The 16,126-nt window shown below is 69.8% G+C and carries 14 protein-coding genes; 8 read left to right on the forward strand and 6 right to left on the reverse strand.

The window, feature by feature from the left end; genetic code table 11:
* Positions 1-174: 174 nt before the first annotated feature.
* Complete coding sequence (locus ACIPWY_RS29030; RefSeq protein WP_401535653.1) at positions 175-648, reverse strand: hypothetical protein; 474 nt, start codon at positions 646-648, stop codon at positions 175-177.
* A 171-nt stretch (positions 649-819) separates the two neighbouring features.
* Positions 820-1,122 (reverse strand): hypothetical protein, encoded by a 303-nt coding sequence (locus tag ACIPWY_RS29035; protein WP_393703558.1) that lies wholly within the window; start codon positions 1,120-1,122, stop codon positions 820-822.
* Positions 1,123-1,426: 304 nt separating this feature from the next.
* On the opposite strand from ACIPWY_RS29035, the gene ACIPWY_RS29040 reads away from it, so the two are divergent.
* Positions 1,427-1,774, forward strand: a complete 348-nt coding sequence (locus tag ACIPWY_RS29040) for a hypothetical protein (RefSeq protein WP_393703359.1) — start codon at positions 1,427-1,429, stop codon at positions 1,772-1,774.
* Positions 1,775-2,092: 318 nt separating this feature from the next.
* Positions 2,093-4,015, forward strand: a complete 1,923-nt coding sequence (locus tag ACIPWY_RS29045; protein WP_393703556.1) for a PIG-L family deacetylase — start codon at positions 2,093-2,095, stop codon at positions 4,013-4,015.
* A 149-nt stretch (positions 4,016-4,164) separates the two neighbouring features.
* Here ACIPWY_RS29045 and tuf read toward each other — a convergent pair whose 3' ends face one another.
* From tuf to rpsL, 4 genes are all read right to left on the reverse strand, one after another.
* Positions 4,165-5,358, reverse strand: a complete 1,194-nt coding sequence (gene tuf, locus ACIPWY_RS29050) for an elongation factor Tu (protein ID WP_362904117.1) — start codon at positions 5,356-5,358, stop codon at positions 4,165-4,167.
* A 137-nt stretch (positions 5,359-5,495) separates the two neighbouring features.
* Positions 5,496-7,622 (reverse strand): elongation factor G, encoded by a 2,127-nt coding sequence (gene fusA, locus ACIPWY_RS29055; protein WP_362904115.1) that lies wholly within the window; start codon positions 7,620-7,622, stop codon positions 5,496-5,498.
* Positions 7,623-7,661: 39 nt separating this feature from the next.
* Positions 7,662-8,132: a 30S ribosomal protein S7 gene (gene rpsG, locus ACIPWY_RS29060; RefSeq protein ID WP_362904113.1), complete on the reverse strand. Its 471-nt coding sequence runs from the start codon at positions 8,130-8,132 to the stop codon at positions 7,662-7,664.
* A gap of 2 nt (positions 8,133-8,134) precedes the next feature.
* Complete coding sequence (rpsL, locus tag ACIPWY_RS29065; protein WP_003948652.1) at positions 8,135-8,506, reverse strand: 30S ribosomal protein S12; 372 nt, start codon at positions 8,504-8,506, stop codon at positions 8,135-8,137.
* 363 nt (positions 8,507-8,869) lie between these two features.
* Here rpsL and ACIPWY_RS29070 point away from each other — a divergent pair, with 363 nt between their 5' ends.
* The 6 genes from ACIPWY_RS29070 (at position 8,870) to ACIPWY_RS29095 (ending at position 16,068) form a co-directional block, all read left to right on the forward strand.
* Positions 8,870-9,580, forward strand: coding sequence for a Crp/Fnr family transcriptional regulator (locus ACIPWY_RS29070; RefSeq protein ID WP_362904445.1), 711 nt, complete (start codon positions 8,870-8,872; stop codon positions 9,578-9,580).
* 144 nt (positions 9,581-9,724) lie between these two features.
* Complete coding sequence (locus ACIPWY_RS29075) at positions 9,725-10,621, forward strand: hypothetical protein (protein WP_393703356.1); 897 nt, start codon at positions 9,725-9,727, stop codon at positions 10,619-10,621.
* Complete coding sequence (locus tag ACIPWY_RS29080) at positions 10,618-12,741, forward strand: hypothetical protein (protein ID WP_393703354.1); 2,124 nt, start codon at positions 10,618-10,620, stop codon at positions 12,739-12,741. Before ACIPWY_RS29075 ends, ACIPWY_RS29080 begins: the two co-directional genes overlap by 4 nt.
* Before the next feature lie 18 nt (positions 12,742-12,759).
* Positions 12,760-13,995 carry a PE-PGRS family protein gene (locus ACIPWY_RS29085; protein ID WP_362904107.1) on the forward strand — a complete coding sequence of 412 codons (1,236 nt, stop codon included), beginning with the start codon at positions 12,760-12,762 and terminating at the stop codon, positions 13,993-13,995.
* Positions 13,992-14,519, forward strand: coding sequence for a Pycsar system effector family protein (locus ACIPWY_RS29090; protein ID WP_393703352.1), 528 nt, complete (start codon positions 13,992-13,994; stop codon positions 14,517-14,519). Before ACIPWY_RS29085 ends, ACIPWY_RS29090 begins: the two co-directional genes overlap by 4 nt.
* A gap of 256 nt (positions 14,520-14,775) precedes the next feature.
* A complete protein-coding gene (locus tag ACIPWY_RS29095; protein WP_393703350.1) occupies positions 14,776-16,068 on the forward strand; it encodes a M48 family metalloprotease in 1,293 nt (430 codons plus the stop codon).
* Positions 16,069-16,126 lie beyond the last annotated feature (58 nt).

Raw genomic sequence — 16,126 nt, forward strand, 5'->3', positions numbered from 1 at the left:
TCACGAACTCGGCCCAGGCCTCAGCCGTCACGGCGAAACGGGCCGCGTGGGCGTTCGATGGTCGGAGACGCGTCGAGGTGATCCAGAGCCGCCCACCTGTCCGCGTTCGTCTGACGGATCCGCTCGGACCGCCGGGTCGTGATGCCCGGGTCAGTCATTCGAGACCACGCCCATTCAGGACGTGAGGGTCGACGCGTCACCCCAGACGGCCTCCAGGTCCTGACAGCGGACCGTCATAGTCGCGTCGGTCAGTCCGATTTCGTGCACGCAGCCGCCGTCCTCGCCCGGGAGGATCTCGTCGAGCAGCACGGTGTCGACCGACATCCAGTCGATGGAGTGCTCGTAGTCGATGGAGAAGTGGGTCACTCCCGAATAAGTGATACGCAGCCCGGAATCGTGCCTCCACTGATTCGGAGCAAAATCCAGCGTCAACCCTCCGCTTTTATCGACGGCCACCTGGACGCCAGACAGTTCAAGGTCTTTGACGCAGCGCATGTTTCCGCGCCCCATGTCATAATGCGCCGGATCCGAGGCAAAGGACCAGGCGCCTTCAGGAAGTTGGTCCCGGAGCTTTGGGATTTCGGCCAGATAGGGCCTCGGATCCAAGTGGAACCCGTCGGATTCCCAGACTGCCGTAACGTACTTCACTTGCAACCTTCCGCGGCGAGAGGTGGCCGCCTCCATTTATCTCCGGTGATATTCTCGGTCCCTTCGGGGGCGATGCGGCCGACTTTCCGCAGTTCATGGATCAACCGCCCCTTGATGGCGTTCTCCACAGCGGATGGGACCTCGACTTCCGACGCATTGATGCCCTGCGGCTCAGCGAAGGTGCCAGAGCGCGTACGTCGCCACGAGCAGGATCAGCCCCGCGAACGCCATCAGTGCACCCAGGAACCGGAGATAGCCCACCGACCCGAAGACGGTGGTCGGCGCGTCGAGCGCGCCCGGCATCCCCAGGATCCCCGCGTTCCTCTGCCTGATCCGCTCGGACCGTCGGGTGGTGATCCCCCGTATGTCGAACGCCCAGTTCACCCCGCACCACAGGCAGACGAGGCCGGCGAGCGAGAAGATGGCGAGGACGACGGGCGACGGCCCGTCGACCCCTGCGGCAAGCAGTGACACGTCAGTCAAGATCGGATTCTTTCGAACAGTCCGGGACACCGGAGTAGCGGAGCAGCCAGGGCATGGCCGCGTGATCGGTGCCTTCCATGGTGACGATCACCTCGCGGCGCGTCGAATCCCCCAGCCGGCGGCGGCGATTCAGCTACCCGACGTGTACGTCACGAAGTCGGCCCAGGCGTCAGCCATTGCAATAGACCAGCCAGACACCCACTGATCAGGGAGAACACCCGGCAATGTTCGCATCGCCCCACCCCGTGCGCCCCGGCCGACAAACGTGGCCGGTGCACTCCCGCGGGAGGACTCCATGAGCACGCAGGCTGATCACGGGCACGAACTGGTTCCCCGCCCCGGGCAGACTCCGGACGACGACCGGGGCTGCCTCCGGGTGGTCCTCGCCCTTCCGTTCAGCGTGCTCACCCTCACCGCCGCGTACTTCTGCTGGATGGCCCTCACCATCCGTCCCGCCGGGGTCTGGGACGACGACGCGTACCGGGGGATCGTCCTGTCCTGCGTCGTCACGATCGCGGCTGCCGGGTCGGCCGTGGCGCTGTGGCTGCTCCCGTCCGTCCGGCGCGTCATGGGGTGGGCGTGGGTCGCGCCCGCCCTGGTGCTCGGAGTCACCGCCGCCGCGCGGTGGGCCTTCGGCGGCTGAGGGCGCGTGGCTGAGGCCTCGTAGCGACGGGAAACCAAGAGTTGCCCAAGAGTCCCAAAACGCGTGAACAGAACATGTCCGCGCATGGAACCTGACCCCACTGACGAGCCTCTTCCCGGCTGAAGCACCGAGAAGCAGCGCACATTCCGACCGCTGCGTACGGCGGACGGAGGACAGCGCGTGGGATACGAGAGTGCCCAGAATGAGGACGTCGACGGTCGAATAGGCGGCACCCGACGCCTGCCCGGGCGCCGGGCCGTCCTGCTCGGGTCGGCCGCCACCCTCGCCGCCGCCACCGCCGCCGCCGTCACGGCCCGCATGGACCAGGCCCCGCCCCCTCCCCACCCCACCGCCCCCTCCCCCGCCTCCGGCCGCCCCGCCGCCGAGGGCGATCACGCCCTGCTGCTCCAGGTCCTCGCGCACCCGGACGACGACCTGTACTTCATGAACCCGGACACCAGCCAGGCCATCGCCGCGGGCATCCCCCTGGTCTGCGTGTACGTCACCGCGGGCGAGGCCGACGGCGTCAACAAGATCCCCGGCCGGCCGCACCCCCCGGCCGACAAGTCCGCGTACGCCTCCGCCCGCCACCAGGGCCTCCGCCAGTCCTACGCGACCCAGCTCGGCCTGCCCGTGTTCACCCGCTGGCGTACCGAGGTCACCTCTCTCCCCGGCGGTCACCAGGCCGAGGTGAACACGCTGGAGCACCGGGGCCGCCGCATCGAACTGGTCTTTCTCGACCTGGCGATGCACACGCCCGCGGGCCACATGGGCGCCCCTGCGCTGTGGCGGGACAGCGGCCTGCCGCTGCGCACGGTCGTCGTCGACGGGTCGCCGCTGCGCCGGGCACAGATGTACGACTACGACGGCCTGGTCGACGTACTCGTGGCCCTCTTCGAGCGCTACCGGCCCACCCTCGTGCACACGCTCGACCCGGACCCGGACATCCAGCACAGCGATCCGCGGACGCGCATACGCGACAGCGAGCAGCCCGGCTTCTCCGACCACGCCGACCACACGGCCGTGGCCGCGTTCACCTGGGCCGCGCTGATCCGCTGGTCGCAGACCGCGGCGGGCGGGCCGCCCCCGTTCGCGGCCACCGCCTTCCGCGGCTACTACAACCACCACTGGCCCGAGAACCTCCCCGAGTCCGTGCTGCACGCCAAGGCCGAGCACCTGATGCCGTACGGCGCGGCCCCCGACTGGCAGTGCGGGAACCCCTCCGGCTGCGGGGACTACAACGTCGGCGGGGACCGCCCCCTCACCAACCGCAAGGGCTGGGTCCGCTCGACGCACTACCGCCACCCGGGGCCGCGGATCGCTCTCGCCCAGGAGCCGGACGGGAAGCTGGCCGGCTACGGCGTCCTCGGCCTGCGTGCCGTCCGCTGGCGCGAGACCGCGGAAGGTGTCTTCGGCCGGCCGGCCGACCTCGGCGGCGGCCCGCTCGCGCCGGCCCTCGGTTCCGCGTCGCTCCTCGACGGACGGCAGCTGCTCCTCGGCCTGCGGCTCGCGGCCCTCGAAGGACGCGGCGGCTCCGACCTCCGCGAGATCGTCGTCCTCGAACAGCGCGCCGCCGGCGGGGAGTTCGGCGCCTGGACCGGCCTCGGCAACCCGGAGACCGACCCCGTGCGGGGCCGCCGCATCGGCGTCCCCGTCGCTGTCACCGCTCGCGACGGGCGCGTCCATCTGTTCGTCAGGGACGCTGAGCAAGGGATCAGTACGCGGGTGCGTGGGCTCGACGGACGCTGGTCGCCGTGGCGCTCCCTCGGCGGCGGGCCCGTGCAGGACGGTCTGACCGCGGTCGGCGGCGAGGACGGCGGCGTCCATGTGTACGCGCCGGGACGCGACACGGTGCACCACTGGACGCCGGAGGGGCCCGCACCGCTGGCCGGGCTGCCCGTCCCCGCGGACGCCGTCGCCGCCGTCGGCGGCCGGCTCTACTACCGGACCCCCGCCTCGTCCGCGCTGACGGCGACGGCAGGACCGCCGGTCGACTTCCCCGGCTACGGCCCCGTGACCGCCGCCGGACCGTACCTCCTGGGCCGGGACGCCGCAGGGACGCTCCAACTCCTGCACCGTGGCCGGATCCAGCGGGCGGCGCGTGACCTGGTCACGCTCGACGGACCCGCACTCCGCGCCACCCGGAACGGCCCCGCGGCCGCGGGCCTCTCCCCCGCCGCCCAGCCGTGGCTGTGGCGCCCGGACAGCTCCACCGGCACCGGCACCGCCCGCAAGATCTGAGCTCCCTCATCACATAGAACTCATCACGTAGAACTCATCACATAGAACTCATCACGTAGAAGAGCGCATGCGAAAGGGCCCGTACGACCGAAGTCGTACGGGCCCCTTCTGGTGCTCGCTGGAGCTACCAGGTCAAACCCTCAAGGAAATTACTTGAGGATCTTGGTGACCTGGCCGGCGCCCACGGTCCGGCCACCCTCACGGATGGCGAACTTCAGGCCCTCTTCCATGGCGACGGGCTGGATGAGCGCAACGTTCATCTCAGTGTTGTCGCCCGGCATGACCATCTCGGTGCCCTCGGGGAGGGTCACGACGCCGGTCACGTCCGTGGTGCGGAAGTAGAACTGCGGGCGGTAGTTGTTGAAGAAGGGGGTGTGACGGCCACCCTCGTCCTTCGACAGGATGTAGGCCTGGGCCTCGAACTCGGTGTGCGGCGTGACCGAACCGGGCTTGATGATGACCTGGCCGCGCTCGACGTCCTCGCGCTTGATGCCCCGGAGGAGCAGACCGACGTTCTCACCGGCCTGGCCCTCGTCGAGCAGCTTGCGGAACATCTCGATGCCGGTGACCGTGGTGGTGGTCTTCTCGGTCTTGATGCCGACGATGTCGACGGTCTCGTTGACCTTGAGGACACCACGCTCGATGCGGCCGGTGACGACGGTGCCACGACCGGTGATCGTGAAGACGTCCTCGATCGGCATCAGGAACGGCTTGTCGACGTCACGCTCGGGCTGCGGGATGGACTCGTCGACAGCCTTCATCAGGTTGAGGATCGACTCACCCCACTCCTTGTCGCCCTCGAGCGCCTTGAGCGCCGAGACCTTGACGACCGGCAGGTCGTCGCCCGGGAACTCGTACTCGGAGAGGAGCTCACGGACCTCGAGCTCGACGAGCTCCAGGATCTCCTCGTCGTCCACCATGTCGGCCTTGTTCAGGGCGACAACGATGTAGGGAACGCCGACCTGGCGGGCCAGGAGCACGTGCTCCTTGGTCTGCGGCATCGGGCCGTCGGTGGCGGCGACCACGAGGATGGCGCCGTCCATCTGCGCGGCACCCGTGATCATGTTCTTGATGTAGTCCGCGTGACCGGGGCAGTCGACGTGCGCGTAGTGACGCGTCTCCGTCTGGTACTCGACGTGCGCGATCGAGATCGTGATACCGCGCTGGCGCTCCTCAGGAGCCTTGTCGATCTGGTCGAAGGCCGAGGCCTCGTTCAGGTCCGGGTACGCGTCGTGCAGCACCTTGGTAATGGCGGCCGTGAGGGTCGTCTTACCGTGGTCAATGTGACCGATGGTGCCGATGTTGACGTGCGGCTTAGTCCGCTCGAACTTCGCCTTCGCCACTGGGTCCTCCTGTGGAGTGGTTCTGTACGCCTTGCTTCATCGGCGCCAGGTGATCTTTGCTGGGAAACCCGCCGCCGGGGTCCGGGGTTACGAACCCCGGCGGTCGGTGTCAAGCCTAAAGCGTGAACTCGGGTGAGTTACTCGCCCTTGGCCTTCGCGATGATCTCCTCGGCGACGTTCCGCGGAACCTCGGCGTAGGAGTCGAACTGCATCGAGTAGCTTGCGCGACCCGACGTCTTGCTGCGGAGGTCGCCGACGTAGCCGAACATCTCCGAGAGGGGCACGAGGCCCTTCACGACACGGGCGCCACTGCGCTCCTCCATGGCCTGGATCTGGCCACGGCGGGAGTTGATGTCACCGATGACGTCACCCATGTAGTCCTCGGGCGTGGTGACCTCAACGGCCATCATCGGCTCGAGCAGTACGGGCTTGGCCTTGCGCGCGGCCTCCTTGAAGGCCTGCGAACCGGCGATCTTGAAGGCGAGCTCGGAGGAGTCGACCTCGTGGTAGCCACCGTCGAGAAGGATGACGCGGACGCCAGTCATCTCGTAGCCGGCCAGGATGCCGAACTGCATGGCCTCCTGCGCACCGGCGTCCACCGACGGGATGTACTCCCGCGGGATACGGCCACCGGTGACCTTGTTCACGAACTCGTACGACGTCTCGCCGCTCTCGATCGGCTCGATCGCGATCTGCACCTTGGCGAACTGACCGGTACCACCGGTCTGCTTCTTGTGGGTGTAGTCGTGACGCTCGACGGCCTGACGGATCGTCTCGCGGTAAGCGACCTGCGGCTTGCCGACGTTCGCCTCGACGCGGAACTCGCGCTTCATGCGGTCGACGAGCACCTCGAGGTGAAGCTCGCCCATACCACCGATGATGGTCTGGCCGGTCTCCTCGTCCGAGTGGACCTGGAAGGAGGGGTCCTCCTCCGAGAGGCGCTGGATGGCGACACCCAGCTTCTCCTGGTCGCCCTTGGACTTCGGCTCGATGGCGACCTGGATGACCGGCGCCGGGAAGTCCATGGACTCCAGGATCACCGGGCTCTTGTCGTCACAGAGCGTCTCACCCGTGGTGGTCTGCTTCAGACCCATGACGGCGACGATGTCACCGGCGCCCACCGACTCGATCTCCTCACGCTTGTTCGCGTGCATGCGGTAGATCTTGCCGATGCGCTCCTTCTTGCCCTTGACGGAGTTCAGCACGGCGGTGCCGGACTCCAGGCGGCCCGAGTAAACCCGGACGAAGGTGAGCTTGCCGAGGTGCGGGTCGCTCATGATCTTGAACGCCAGCGCCGAGAGGGGCTCCTCGTCGGACGGCTTGCGCTTGACGACCATCTCCGGGTCCTTGACGTCGTGGCCCTCGATGGCCTCGACATCCAGGGGCGACGGCAGGTAGCGCACGACGGCGTCGAGCAGGGGCTGAACGCCCTTGTTCTTGAACGCGGTGCCGCAGAACACGGGGGTGACGGTGGTGTCGCCGCCCTTGCCGGAGGCGATGGTGATGCGACGCACGGCCGCGTACAGCTGCTCGACCGAAGGCTCTTCGCCCTCGAGGAACAGCTCCATCATCTCTTCGTCGTTCTCCGCGACGGCCTCGAGCAGCTTGCCGCGGTACTCCTCGGCAGCCTCGGTGTGCGTGGCCGGGATGTCGACGATGTCGTACGCCTCGCCCTTGGCCGCCTCGGCGGACCAGACGAACGCCTTCATCGTGACGAGGTCGACGACACCCTGGAAGTCGGCCTCTGCACCGATCGGCAGCTGCATGACGAGCGGGGTCGCACCGAGGCGGTTGACGATCATGTCAACGCAGCGGTGGAACTCGGCACCCGTACGGTCGAGCTTGTTGACGAAGCAGATACGCGGCACGCCGTAGCGGTCCGCCTGACGCCAGACAGTCTCGGACTGGGGCTCAACGCCGGCAACGCCGTCGAACACCGTCACGGCACCGTCGAGGACGCGGAGCGAACGCTCCACCTCGACGGTGAAGTCCACGTGGCCCGGGGTGTCGATGATGTTGATGGTGTGGTCGACATCGTTCAGCGGCCAGTGACAGGTGGTGGCAGCAGAGGTGATCGTGATGCCACGCTCCTGCTCCTGCTCCATCCAGTCCATGGTCGCGGCGCCGTCGTGGACCTCACCGATCTTGTACGAAACACCGGTGTAGAACAGGATCCGCTCGGTGGTCGTCGTCTTGCCCGCGTCGATGTGAGCCATGATGCCGATGTTGCGCACCTTGGCCAGGTCAAGTGAAGTGGTAGCCATATCGGCTCAGTCTTCTCTCGGTCTCGATGTGGGTAGCGACTACCAGCGGTAGTGCGCGAAGGCCTTGTTGGACTCGGCCATCTTGTGGGTGTCCTCACGCTTCTTGACGGCAGCGCCAAGACCGTTCGAGGCGTCGAGCAGCTCGTTCATGAGGCGCTCGGTCATGGTCTTCTCACGGCGGGCGCGGGAGTAACCCACGAGCCAGCGCAGCGCGAGCGTGTTGGCACGACCAGGCTTGACCTCGATCGGCACCTGGTAGGTGGCGCCACCGACACGGCGGGACTTGACCTCGAGGGTCGGCTTGATGTTCTCAAGCGCGCGCTTCAGCGTGATGACCGGGTCGCTGCCCGACTTCTCACGCAGGCCCTCCATGGCGCCGTACACGATGCGCTCGGCGGTGGAGCGCTTGCCGTTCAGCAGCACCTTGTTGATGAGGGAGGTCACCAGAGGAGAACCGTAGACCGGGTCGATGATGACCGGGCGCTTCGGGGCGGGGCCCTTACGAGGCATTCTTACTTCTCCTTCTTGGCGCCGTAGCGGCTGCGGGCCTGCTTGCGGTTCTTGACACCCTGGGTGTCGAGCGAACCGCGGATGATCTTGTAACGAACACCAGGCAGGTCCTTCACACGGCCGCCACGCACGAGCACGATGGAGTGCTCCTGCAGGTTGTGTCCCTCACCCGGGATGTAGGCCGTGACCTCGATGCCGCTGGTCAGACGCACACGCGCGACCTTACGGAGGGCCGAGTTCGGCTTCTTCGGGGTGGTCGTGAACACACGCGTGCAGACGCCGCGACGCTGGGGCGAACCCTCGAGTGCGGGCGTCTTGTTCTTCTCGACCTTGTCCTGCCGGCCCTTCCGGACCAGCTGCTGGATCGTAGGCACTACTTCTCCGGTTTCTGTGTGCCGAATAGTAAAGCTAACCTGGAACATTTCCCGACCCACGCGGTCGGGTGTGTCGAATACTGTGGACTCCCGCCGCCAAGCGGGAAGGGCGCAGATTACGGCGGCCCATCGCGGACTCCCGTAGCGGCTGACGACACGCACGAGAGCCCAGGCACACCCCAGGCACAAGGTCTGAGCGTACCTACCTCATCGGGTTCGGTCAAAACAAATGCAGTCCACCGCGACACGCCGGACTTGTCGCACCCCCGAACCATCCGTTCGTGGCCCGATCCTGGCCATTCCATGTTCATGCACCACTGGGTTTCAGTAGCTTGATCGCCCGCTGTGACGATCGGGGGGCACATGACAGGGGCGCATTTAACGGGTGACGGAGGTCTCGACGACCGCGTCCCCTTCCTGGCCCGGCTGGAGAGCGCGGACCGGTCGGTCCTGCTGGCGCTCGGCCGCGAGCTGAGCTTCGCGCCCCGCATCGAGCTCCTGCACCAGCACGAGCCGTCGTCGCACGTGCTGTTCATCGTGCACGGCTGGACCAAGGTGACCGCGTCGGCCGCCAACGGCTACGAGGCCCTGCTCGCCCTGCGCGGTCCCGGCGACATCATCGGGGAGTCCGCCGCGCTCACGGGCCGGCCCCGCTCGGCGACCGTGACCGCGCTCGAACCCGTGCGGGCGGTCGCCGTGGAGCACGAGCGGTTCACCGACCTCCTCGGCCGCTCCCCCGCCGTCTCGTTCGCCCTGCTCGGGCTCACCGCCGACCGCACCCGGGCCGCCGACCGGCGCCGCCTGGAGTTCGCCTCCATGAGCGTGCGCGAGCGCTTCGCCGTCCTGCTGCTCGATCTGGCCCGCACCCATGGACGGCGTACGGACGAAGGCATCGAGCTCGACGTACCGCTGAGCAAGCAGGAACTCGCCGGGTCCGTGGGCGCTTCCCGGGAGATGGTGCAGCGGCTGCTCAAGGAGCTGCGGGAGCGCGGCGCGGTGGCCACCGGGCGGCGCGCCCTGCTGATCATGCGCCCCGACATCCTGCGCCGAATAGCGCGGGCCGAGCACCCCTGACCCCCGTCACGGACAGCGATCACAGAACCCCCGAGAGCGACTCTGTGCACACGGTCACACTCCGAGTGCGTCATCCTCCCTCACCACTCGCACGCGGTCGCCGCCACTGTCTTGGGCAGCACAGCTCCCCACCGAAGGGCGAACATGAGCGACCCCGTGAGCCGCACCATCCTGCTGCTCGACATCGAGAAGTACAGCGACCGGGACGACGTCGAGCAGGCGTATCTGCGCCGGATGCTCTACGACATCACCGACCGGGCCCTTGAGAGCGCCGGCGTCGACGAGACGCTGCGTCTGCGCGCCGACCGGGGCGACTCCGTCATGGAACTGATCGACGCGAACGCCTCGGTGACCGCTCTCCTGCGGGCGCTGCTCACCGAGGTGCCGGCCCAGCTCCGGGCGGTGAACCGGATGGCCTCGCGCTCGGCTCAGATCCGCCTGCGAGCCGTGCTCGCCACCGGCTACGTCGCGGTCGACGAGCTCGACGGCTGGGTCGGCTCCGACCTCAACCACGCCTGCCGGCTCCTGGACGGCGAGGTGCTGCGCGCGGCCCTGCGGGAACGCGGGGCCGACTTCGTGCTGTGCGTGTCGGAGAGCGTGCACGCGGGGATCGTGCGGCACGACCGGACCGGCGTACCGGCGGCCGACTTCCACGCGGTGACCGTGGACAGCAAGAACGGGCCCCTGCGGGCCTGGCTGCACGGGGCCGCGACCGGCGGCGCCGGTCACCACGCGGATGCCCAGAACCACGGTGAGCGGGGGCCCGGGGGGAGCCCGGCGCCGGACGGCGGCTCGGGGGAGCGTCCGGCGCCGGGCGGGTCCCTGAGGAACGCCGGCCCTTCACAGGCCACGGCGCCTCAGGCAGGCGTGGTGATCTCCTTCAACGGCGGCTCCCCCAGCTTCGGCGGCAGCTTCGTCGGCGGGGACCAGCACGGTGTATCCGGTGGCCAGGTCACGGGAGACGTGCACCTGGGCGGGTCGGGGCCCGGGTCCGGGTCCGGGTCGGGGCCGGGATCCCGGTCCGGGGGTGAGCCGGCGTGAGCGTGCCCCCGCCTTCGGCGCCCGCCCCCGAAGACGTACAGCCCGCAGAGCCCCTGACGGACCCCGAGGCCGCCGACGGGACCGAGGAGCGGACGCAGGAGGCGCGCGCCGCGCAACGTGAACTCTTCTCGCACACCCCGGCTTTCATCCTCGACAACGCCGGCTTCGGGGGCAGCCTGGTGGGCGGCTCCCAGCACGGGGTGTCCGGCGGTGAGGTCGCCGGTGACGTGTTCCTCGGCGGAAAGACGGAGATCCACCACCACGGTCCGGCCGCTACGGCCGCGTACGCCTCCGGGGAGATTCCCCGCGGGGATCTCGACGCGCTGGACGCGGTCTTCGTCGAGGGCCCGGTCTTCGCGTCCGCCCTGGCACGGCTGCGCGAGGAGCGTGTCCTGGTCCTGGCGGGCGCCCACGCAGGCGGCCGCTACACCGCCGCCTGCATGCTGCTGCACCGCCTCGGCGTGCCGGCCGTGCACGCCCTGTCCTCGGAGACGAGCCCCTCGTCCCTCACCACCCAGCTCTCGTCGCCGGGCGGTCACGTCCTGCGCGACCTGCCGCTGAGCCGCAACCGGCCCCTGCGGAACACCCATCTGTACGCGGCCCGCGACCAGCTCAAGAAGGTCGACGGGTATCTGGTGGTGACCGTCGAGAACTCGCCGTTCCTGATCGGCGCCACCCCCGCGGTCTGGGATCCGCCGGAGGCGACGGCGGTGGTGCGCGCGCACCTGAACGTGCACCGCGGTACGGACGCCGAGGAACTGCTGTCCCTTGCTCCCGTACGGGACTTCCTCTCCCGCGGGCACCACCACCCGGCCGAGGCCACCCGGTTCGCACGGCAGCTGACCGGCTACGACGGGAGCGAGCAGGCCCTGGCGCACCTCTCGGACTTCGGACAGGCCGCGGTCGAAGAGCAGTGCCGCGGGTGGCTGAGCGACCCCGAGACCACCCTGCGCGACAAGGCCTTCCTGATCTCGCTCGCCGTCTTCGACCAGGCGCCGTACGTCCTCGCGGCCGAACTCGCCGACAAGCTCTACGTCCATTTCCAGCGCTTGCAGCACCCCGAACGCCCGCCGGAGATCCCGGTGTTCGGGCTCTCCGCCGAGACCCGGCTCGAACGGGCACGGGCCGAGGGGAAGGTGCGGAACGAGGAGACCGAGTGGGGTCCGGTGCCGCAGTTCACCGCGCACTTCCGCAAGGAGGACACCCCGCGCGTCCTGCTCACCGAGGTGTGGAACGGCCATCCGTCGGCCCGGCCCGCACTGGTCGCCTGGCTGAAGGGGCTGGCCGGGGACGGCCGCCCTGTCGTACGGACCCGGGCGGCCGCGGCCACCGCGCTGCTCGCCCGCGCCGACCTGCCCTCGGCGGTCGCGCTGCTGATCGACGGCTGGGCCGTCTCGAAGTTCTTCGGCGCCCGCGTCACCGCCGCGAACGCGCTGACGCTCGCCCAGATCCTGGACGCCCCCGTCGTCGTGCGCCTGCTCACCCAGTGGTGCACCGACCCTCACTGGGCCCGCCGCTGGACCGCGATCCGTGCGTTCGGACTGCTCACGCCGCTCCGCCCGGACCTGGTCGGCCCCGCACTGAGCGCACTCGCCGCGCGCGCCCGCGCCGACAGCAGCAGCAAGGCCGAGAGCGCCAACCTCATCGAGTCGACGGCCCTGCTCCTCTCCGTGGGACGCCACCGCGGCGAGATGCTCTCCCAACTCGCCGGCCTGCTCCGTCACGACACCCCTGCCGTCCGGGCGCTCGCACTCAACGCCTTCGTACGCGCCTGCGACAACCCCGAGGACGGCGCGCTCGTCGAGTGGTACGCCGACACCGGCATGTACGAGGCCGACTCGGCCGGCGACCTCGCCACGCTCTGGCGCACCGCGCTCGGCGACCGCACCCACACCCGGGCGGCCCTGAACGCGCTGCACACCTGGGTGTACGCGGCCGAGCGCAGCGCCGACGTGGCCACGGCCCTGGAGCTGCTGCTGCCCGCGCTCGTCGTGACGGCGGACGACCACAAGCGGCTCAGCCACGAGCTGCGCGGCCTGCGCTCCCCGGACGACGGCCTGCGCCCACCCGCCGCCGACCGGCTGCTCGCCGCGCTGCATCCGAAGGCCAACACCCCCTGACCCACTAGGAGTTGAACCATGGCGGACTTCCGCCGTCAGCCGGAGTGGCAGCAAGGAGCCCACCGGCACAGCACACTGATCGACCCGGTGCTCACCGTCCGCCCCATCGCCCGTTTCGACTACACGGCCCGGCGCGCGGTCACCGCGATCGACCACGCGCTGGTCTTCGTCACGGCGAAGGGCGCGTACGACGTCTACGTACCGCCGCACCGGCCGAGCCGGTCGGACGCCGCGAGCCGCCGGTACACCTCGGTGTACGAGGTCGACATGGGCAGCCATCCCGTACAGCTCGAACTGTCGCTGCCCAGCGACGACGACGCGTTCTCGTTCGGCGTCACGGCCGATCTGACCTGGCGGGTCGCCGATCCGATCGGCTACGTGGCGAGCGGAGAGCGCGACGTCCCGACGCGGCTGACCCGTGAACTCCATCAGCTCGCCCGGCCGGTCAGCCGCGGCTTCTCGATCGAGGACAGCCCACGCGCCGAGCGCACGGTCCAGGAGGCGGTGGAGGCGGGCGGATTCGCGGCGGGCATCGGCCTCGCCGTCACCTGTGTTCTACGGCTACGCCTCGACGACGAGGCGATCGCCCAGCGGCGCATGCAGCGGAGCCTGCGCTACGAGAACGATCTGCTCGGCCCCGCGCACGAGTTCCGGCTCCGCCAGGCCCGCCAGCAACACGAGCTGGAAGTCCTGCGCCAGCAGCAGGACCAGGAGCTGGTCTCCGCGAAAATCAACTTCTACCGGCACTGGCTCCAGCACGGCGGCGTCGGCGCATGGGCCCTGCACCTCGCCCAGCACCCCGAAGACACACAGCTGGTCGTGGGCAGCATCCAGAAGGACCAGCTCTCCCTCATCAAGAGCGAGTTGGAGCTGATCGCCGGGGACTCGCTGGAGGACTTCCAGAAGGCGGAGTCCGCCCGCTCGCTGCTGCCGGCGGTCAACGACCTGATCCACCAGCAGAACCCTCCGGCACCGGCAGGCCAGGGGGCGCTGCCCGGGGGAGCGACGCCGGGGGATTCGTACGGGCCGCCCGTGCCCGGTACGCCGTACGTCCCTCAGCAGGCGTCCGGGACCCCTTACGGGCCGTCCACGTCCGGCACGCCGTACACCCCCCAGCAGGCCCCCGGCACCCCTTACGGGCCGCCCTACGTGGCCGCCGGGCCGACGCCCGCGGTGCCCCCGGTACCCCCGGCACCCCCGGTACTCCCGGCACCCGGCTCGGGCGAGGCAGGACCTGAGGCGGGCCACGCATGAGTACCCCCGACGCCCCACCCGAGCCTGCCGTCACCCTCGGCTCCCGTGCCGGCGAGCGGTTGCTCGGCGAGTTACGGGGCGAGATCGCCCGCGCGGACAGCAAGGCGTCCGTGCTGGTGGCGGCACTCGGAATGACGGCCGGAGTGTTCAGCGGGCTGCTGGCGGGACGGGACTGGACGCCAACGGCGCTGTCCCCGGCCGGAATCGCCCTGTGGTGGGCCGGAGCCGCGGCCCTGGCGCTCTCTCTGTTCGCGCTGCTCCTCGCCGTACTCCCCCGGTACCGCACCGATTCATGGACCCCCGGCCAACCGCTGTGCTACTTCGGCGACATCCAACAGGCCCTGCACAACGGCCTGTTGGCGTCCGCGCTCGCCGACACCGACCGCGACCCCGCCGCCGCGCTCACGGCCGCCCTCACCGAAACCAGCCGCATCGCCGCCCGCAAGCACCAGTGGATCCGCACCGGCCTGATCGCCTTCTGCACCGGCACTGCCCTGCTCCCCACCGCTCTGCTCATCGGCTGACCCCGCACCCGAAGGAGCCCTCATGTCACACCCCCCAGGCCCGACGTCCCCGGACCCGCAACAACCCGTCACCGCCACTCCCCCGCCCCAATACCCGGGCCCGACCGCAACATCACCGCAGTACCCCGGCCCGGCGACGCCCCCACCCACGTACCCCGGCACGGCCGCACCACCGCCACCGCAGTACCCCAGCACGACCGCACCACCGCCACCGCAGTACCCCAGCACGACCGCACCACCACCCACATACCCCGACATGGCCGGCCCTCCAACCACGTACCCCGGCGCCACCGCTCCCCCACCCCAGTACCCCGGCGCCACCACCCCCCAGACCCCGTACCTGCCGCCCCAGTACCCGAACCCCACCGCCCAGCAGCCCGGTTACCCCACCGCCCAGCAGCCCGGTTACCCGACCACCCCGCAGCCCGGCCACCCCGGCGCCTACGCCAACCCGGCCGCCCCGCAGCCCGGTTACGGCCACCCCGGCACCCACCCTCAGTACCCCGGCACCCTCACCCCGCAACACCAAAACCCCGCCCACCCCTGGCCCGGCCACCCTCCGCAGCACGCCTTCGGCAGCCAGCCCCCCGCCCCCGACGACCTCCACTACCGCCACCTCGGCTCGCGCGTTCACGTGGCGGCCCATCAGCGTGGGGCCGATGCCACCGCGATCGGGCAGCTGGCCACCCAGGTTCCGGGGTTTCTCGTGAGCCTCGCCGTGGTCGCAGCGATCTCCGTGGCGATGTTCGGCTCCACCGCCGGCTGGATCATGATCCTGGCCTGGCTCGCCTCCGGGGCGCTCATCTTCCACCGGCCCACCGAGCTCGCCTTCGCCCGGCACGTGCTGAAGCTCCGCCGGCCCCTGGCCGAGGAACGCGCCCGCCTGGAGCCGATCTGGCGCGAGGTCACGGCGCGCGCGGGCGTGGAAGCGGACACGTACGAGCTGATGATCGAGAACAGCACCGATCTGAACGCCATGGCGGCTGCCGGACATGTCGTCGGCGTCACCACCTACGCGCTCAACAGGATCCCCAGCAGCAACCTGGCCGCGGTCCTTGCCCATGAACTCGGCCACCACACCGGCGGCCACGCCTGGGCCGGGCTGCTCGGCTACTGGTACTCGCTGCCGGGCCGCATCGCCTGGGCCGTGACCCGGGGTCTGGCCAGAGCCGCGCTCGCCGTCGCGCGGGTCTTCTCGTTCGCCGGGGCCGGCCTCATGTATCTCTTCATGGGCGCCTTCGTGGTGATCGGCTTCATCGCCGCCTGGTACATCACCATCCCGCTCGTCCTCGCCCCGTACCTGCTCGCGGCGGCGGGCCGGCGCGGTGAGCTGCGGGCCGACCAGCACGCCGCGGCCCTCGGCTTCGCCCCCGAAATGGCCCAGGTCCTGCATCACTTCCAGGCCGAACAGGACGGGGCGAAGGCCTACGCCGCCGCGCAGGGCAAGAAGCTCCGCGAGCCCGGAGGGCTGGCCAAGCTGCTCTCCAGCCACCCCGACAACTACACCCGGCTGCGCGCTCTGGAGCCCTACCTCCAGCCCATCCGCTGAGCACGGCCGAACACGCCGGGAAACACCGAAAGGGCGCCCACCCCGTAAAAACGGAGTG

This window comes from Streptomyces sp. NPDC090032 (assembly GCF_044748025.1).
Taxonomy (GTDB): Bacteria; Actinomycetota; Actinomycetes; order Streptomycetales; family Streptomycetaceae; genus Streptomyces.

What these genes read in the sequence shown, in the direction of transcription:
- ACIPWY_RS29040 (WP_393703359.1), top strand. Translation starts at nt 1,427, where the DNA reads ATGAGCACGCAGGCTGATCACGGGCACGAACTGGTTCCCCGCCCCGGG.
- rpsG (WP_362904113.1), bottom strand. Translation starts at nt 8,132, where the DNA reads ATGCCTCGTAAGGGCCCCGCCCCGAAGCGCCCGGTCATCATCGACCCG.
- ACIPWY_RS29085 (WP_362904107.1), top strand. Translation starts at nt 12,760, where the DNA reads ATGGCGGACTTCCGCCGTCAGCCGGAGTGGCAGCAAGGAGCCCACCGG.
- ACIPWY_RS29075 (WP_393703356.1), top strand. Translation starts at nt 9,725, where the DNA reads ATGAGCGACCCCGTGAGCCGCACCATCCTGCTGCTCGACATCGAGAAG.
- ACIPWY_RS29090 (WP_393703352.1), top strand. Translation starts at nt 13,992, where the DNA reads ATGAGTACCCCCGACGCCCCACCCGAGCCTGCCGTCACCCTCGGCTCC.
- ACIPWY_RS29070 (WP_362904445.1), top strand. Translation starts at nt 8,870, where the DNA reads ATGACAGGGGCGCATTTAACGGGTGACGGAGGTCTCGACGACCGCGTC.
- fusA (WP_362904115.1), bottom strand. Translation starts at nt 7,622, where the DNA reads ATGGCTACCACTTCACTTGACCTGGCCAAGGTGCGCAACATCGGCATC.
- ACIPWY_RS29045 (WP_393703556.1), top strand. Translation starts at nt 2,093, where the DNA reads ATGGACCAGGCCCCGCCCCCTCCCCACCCCACCGCCCCCTCCCCCGCC.
- ACIPWY_RS29095 (WP_393703350.1), top strand. Translation starts at nt 14,776, where the DNA reads ATGGCCGGCCCTCCAACCACGTACCCCGGCGCCACCGCTCCCCCACCC.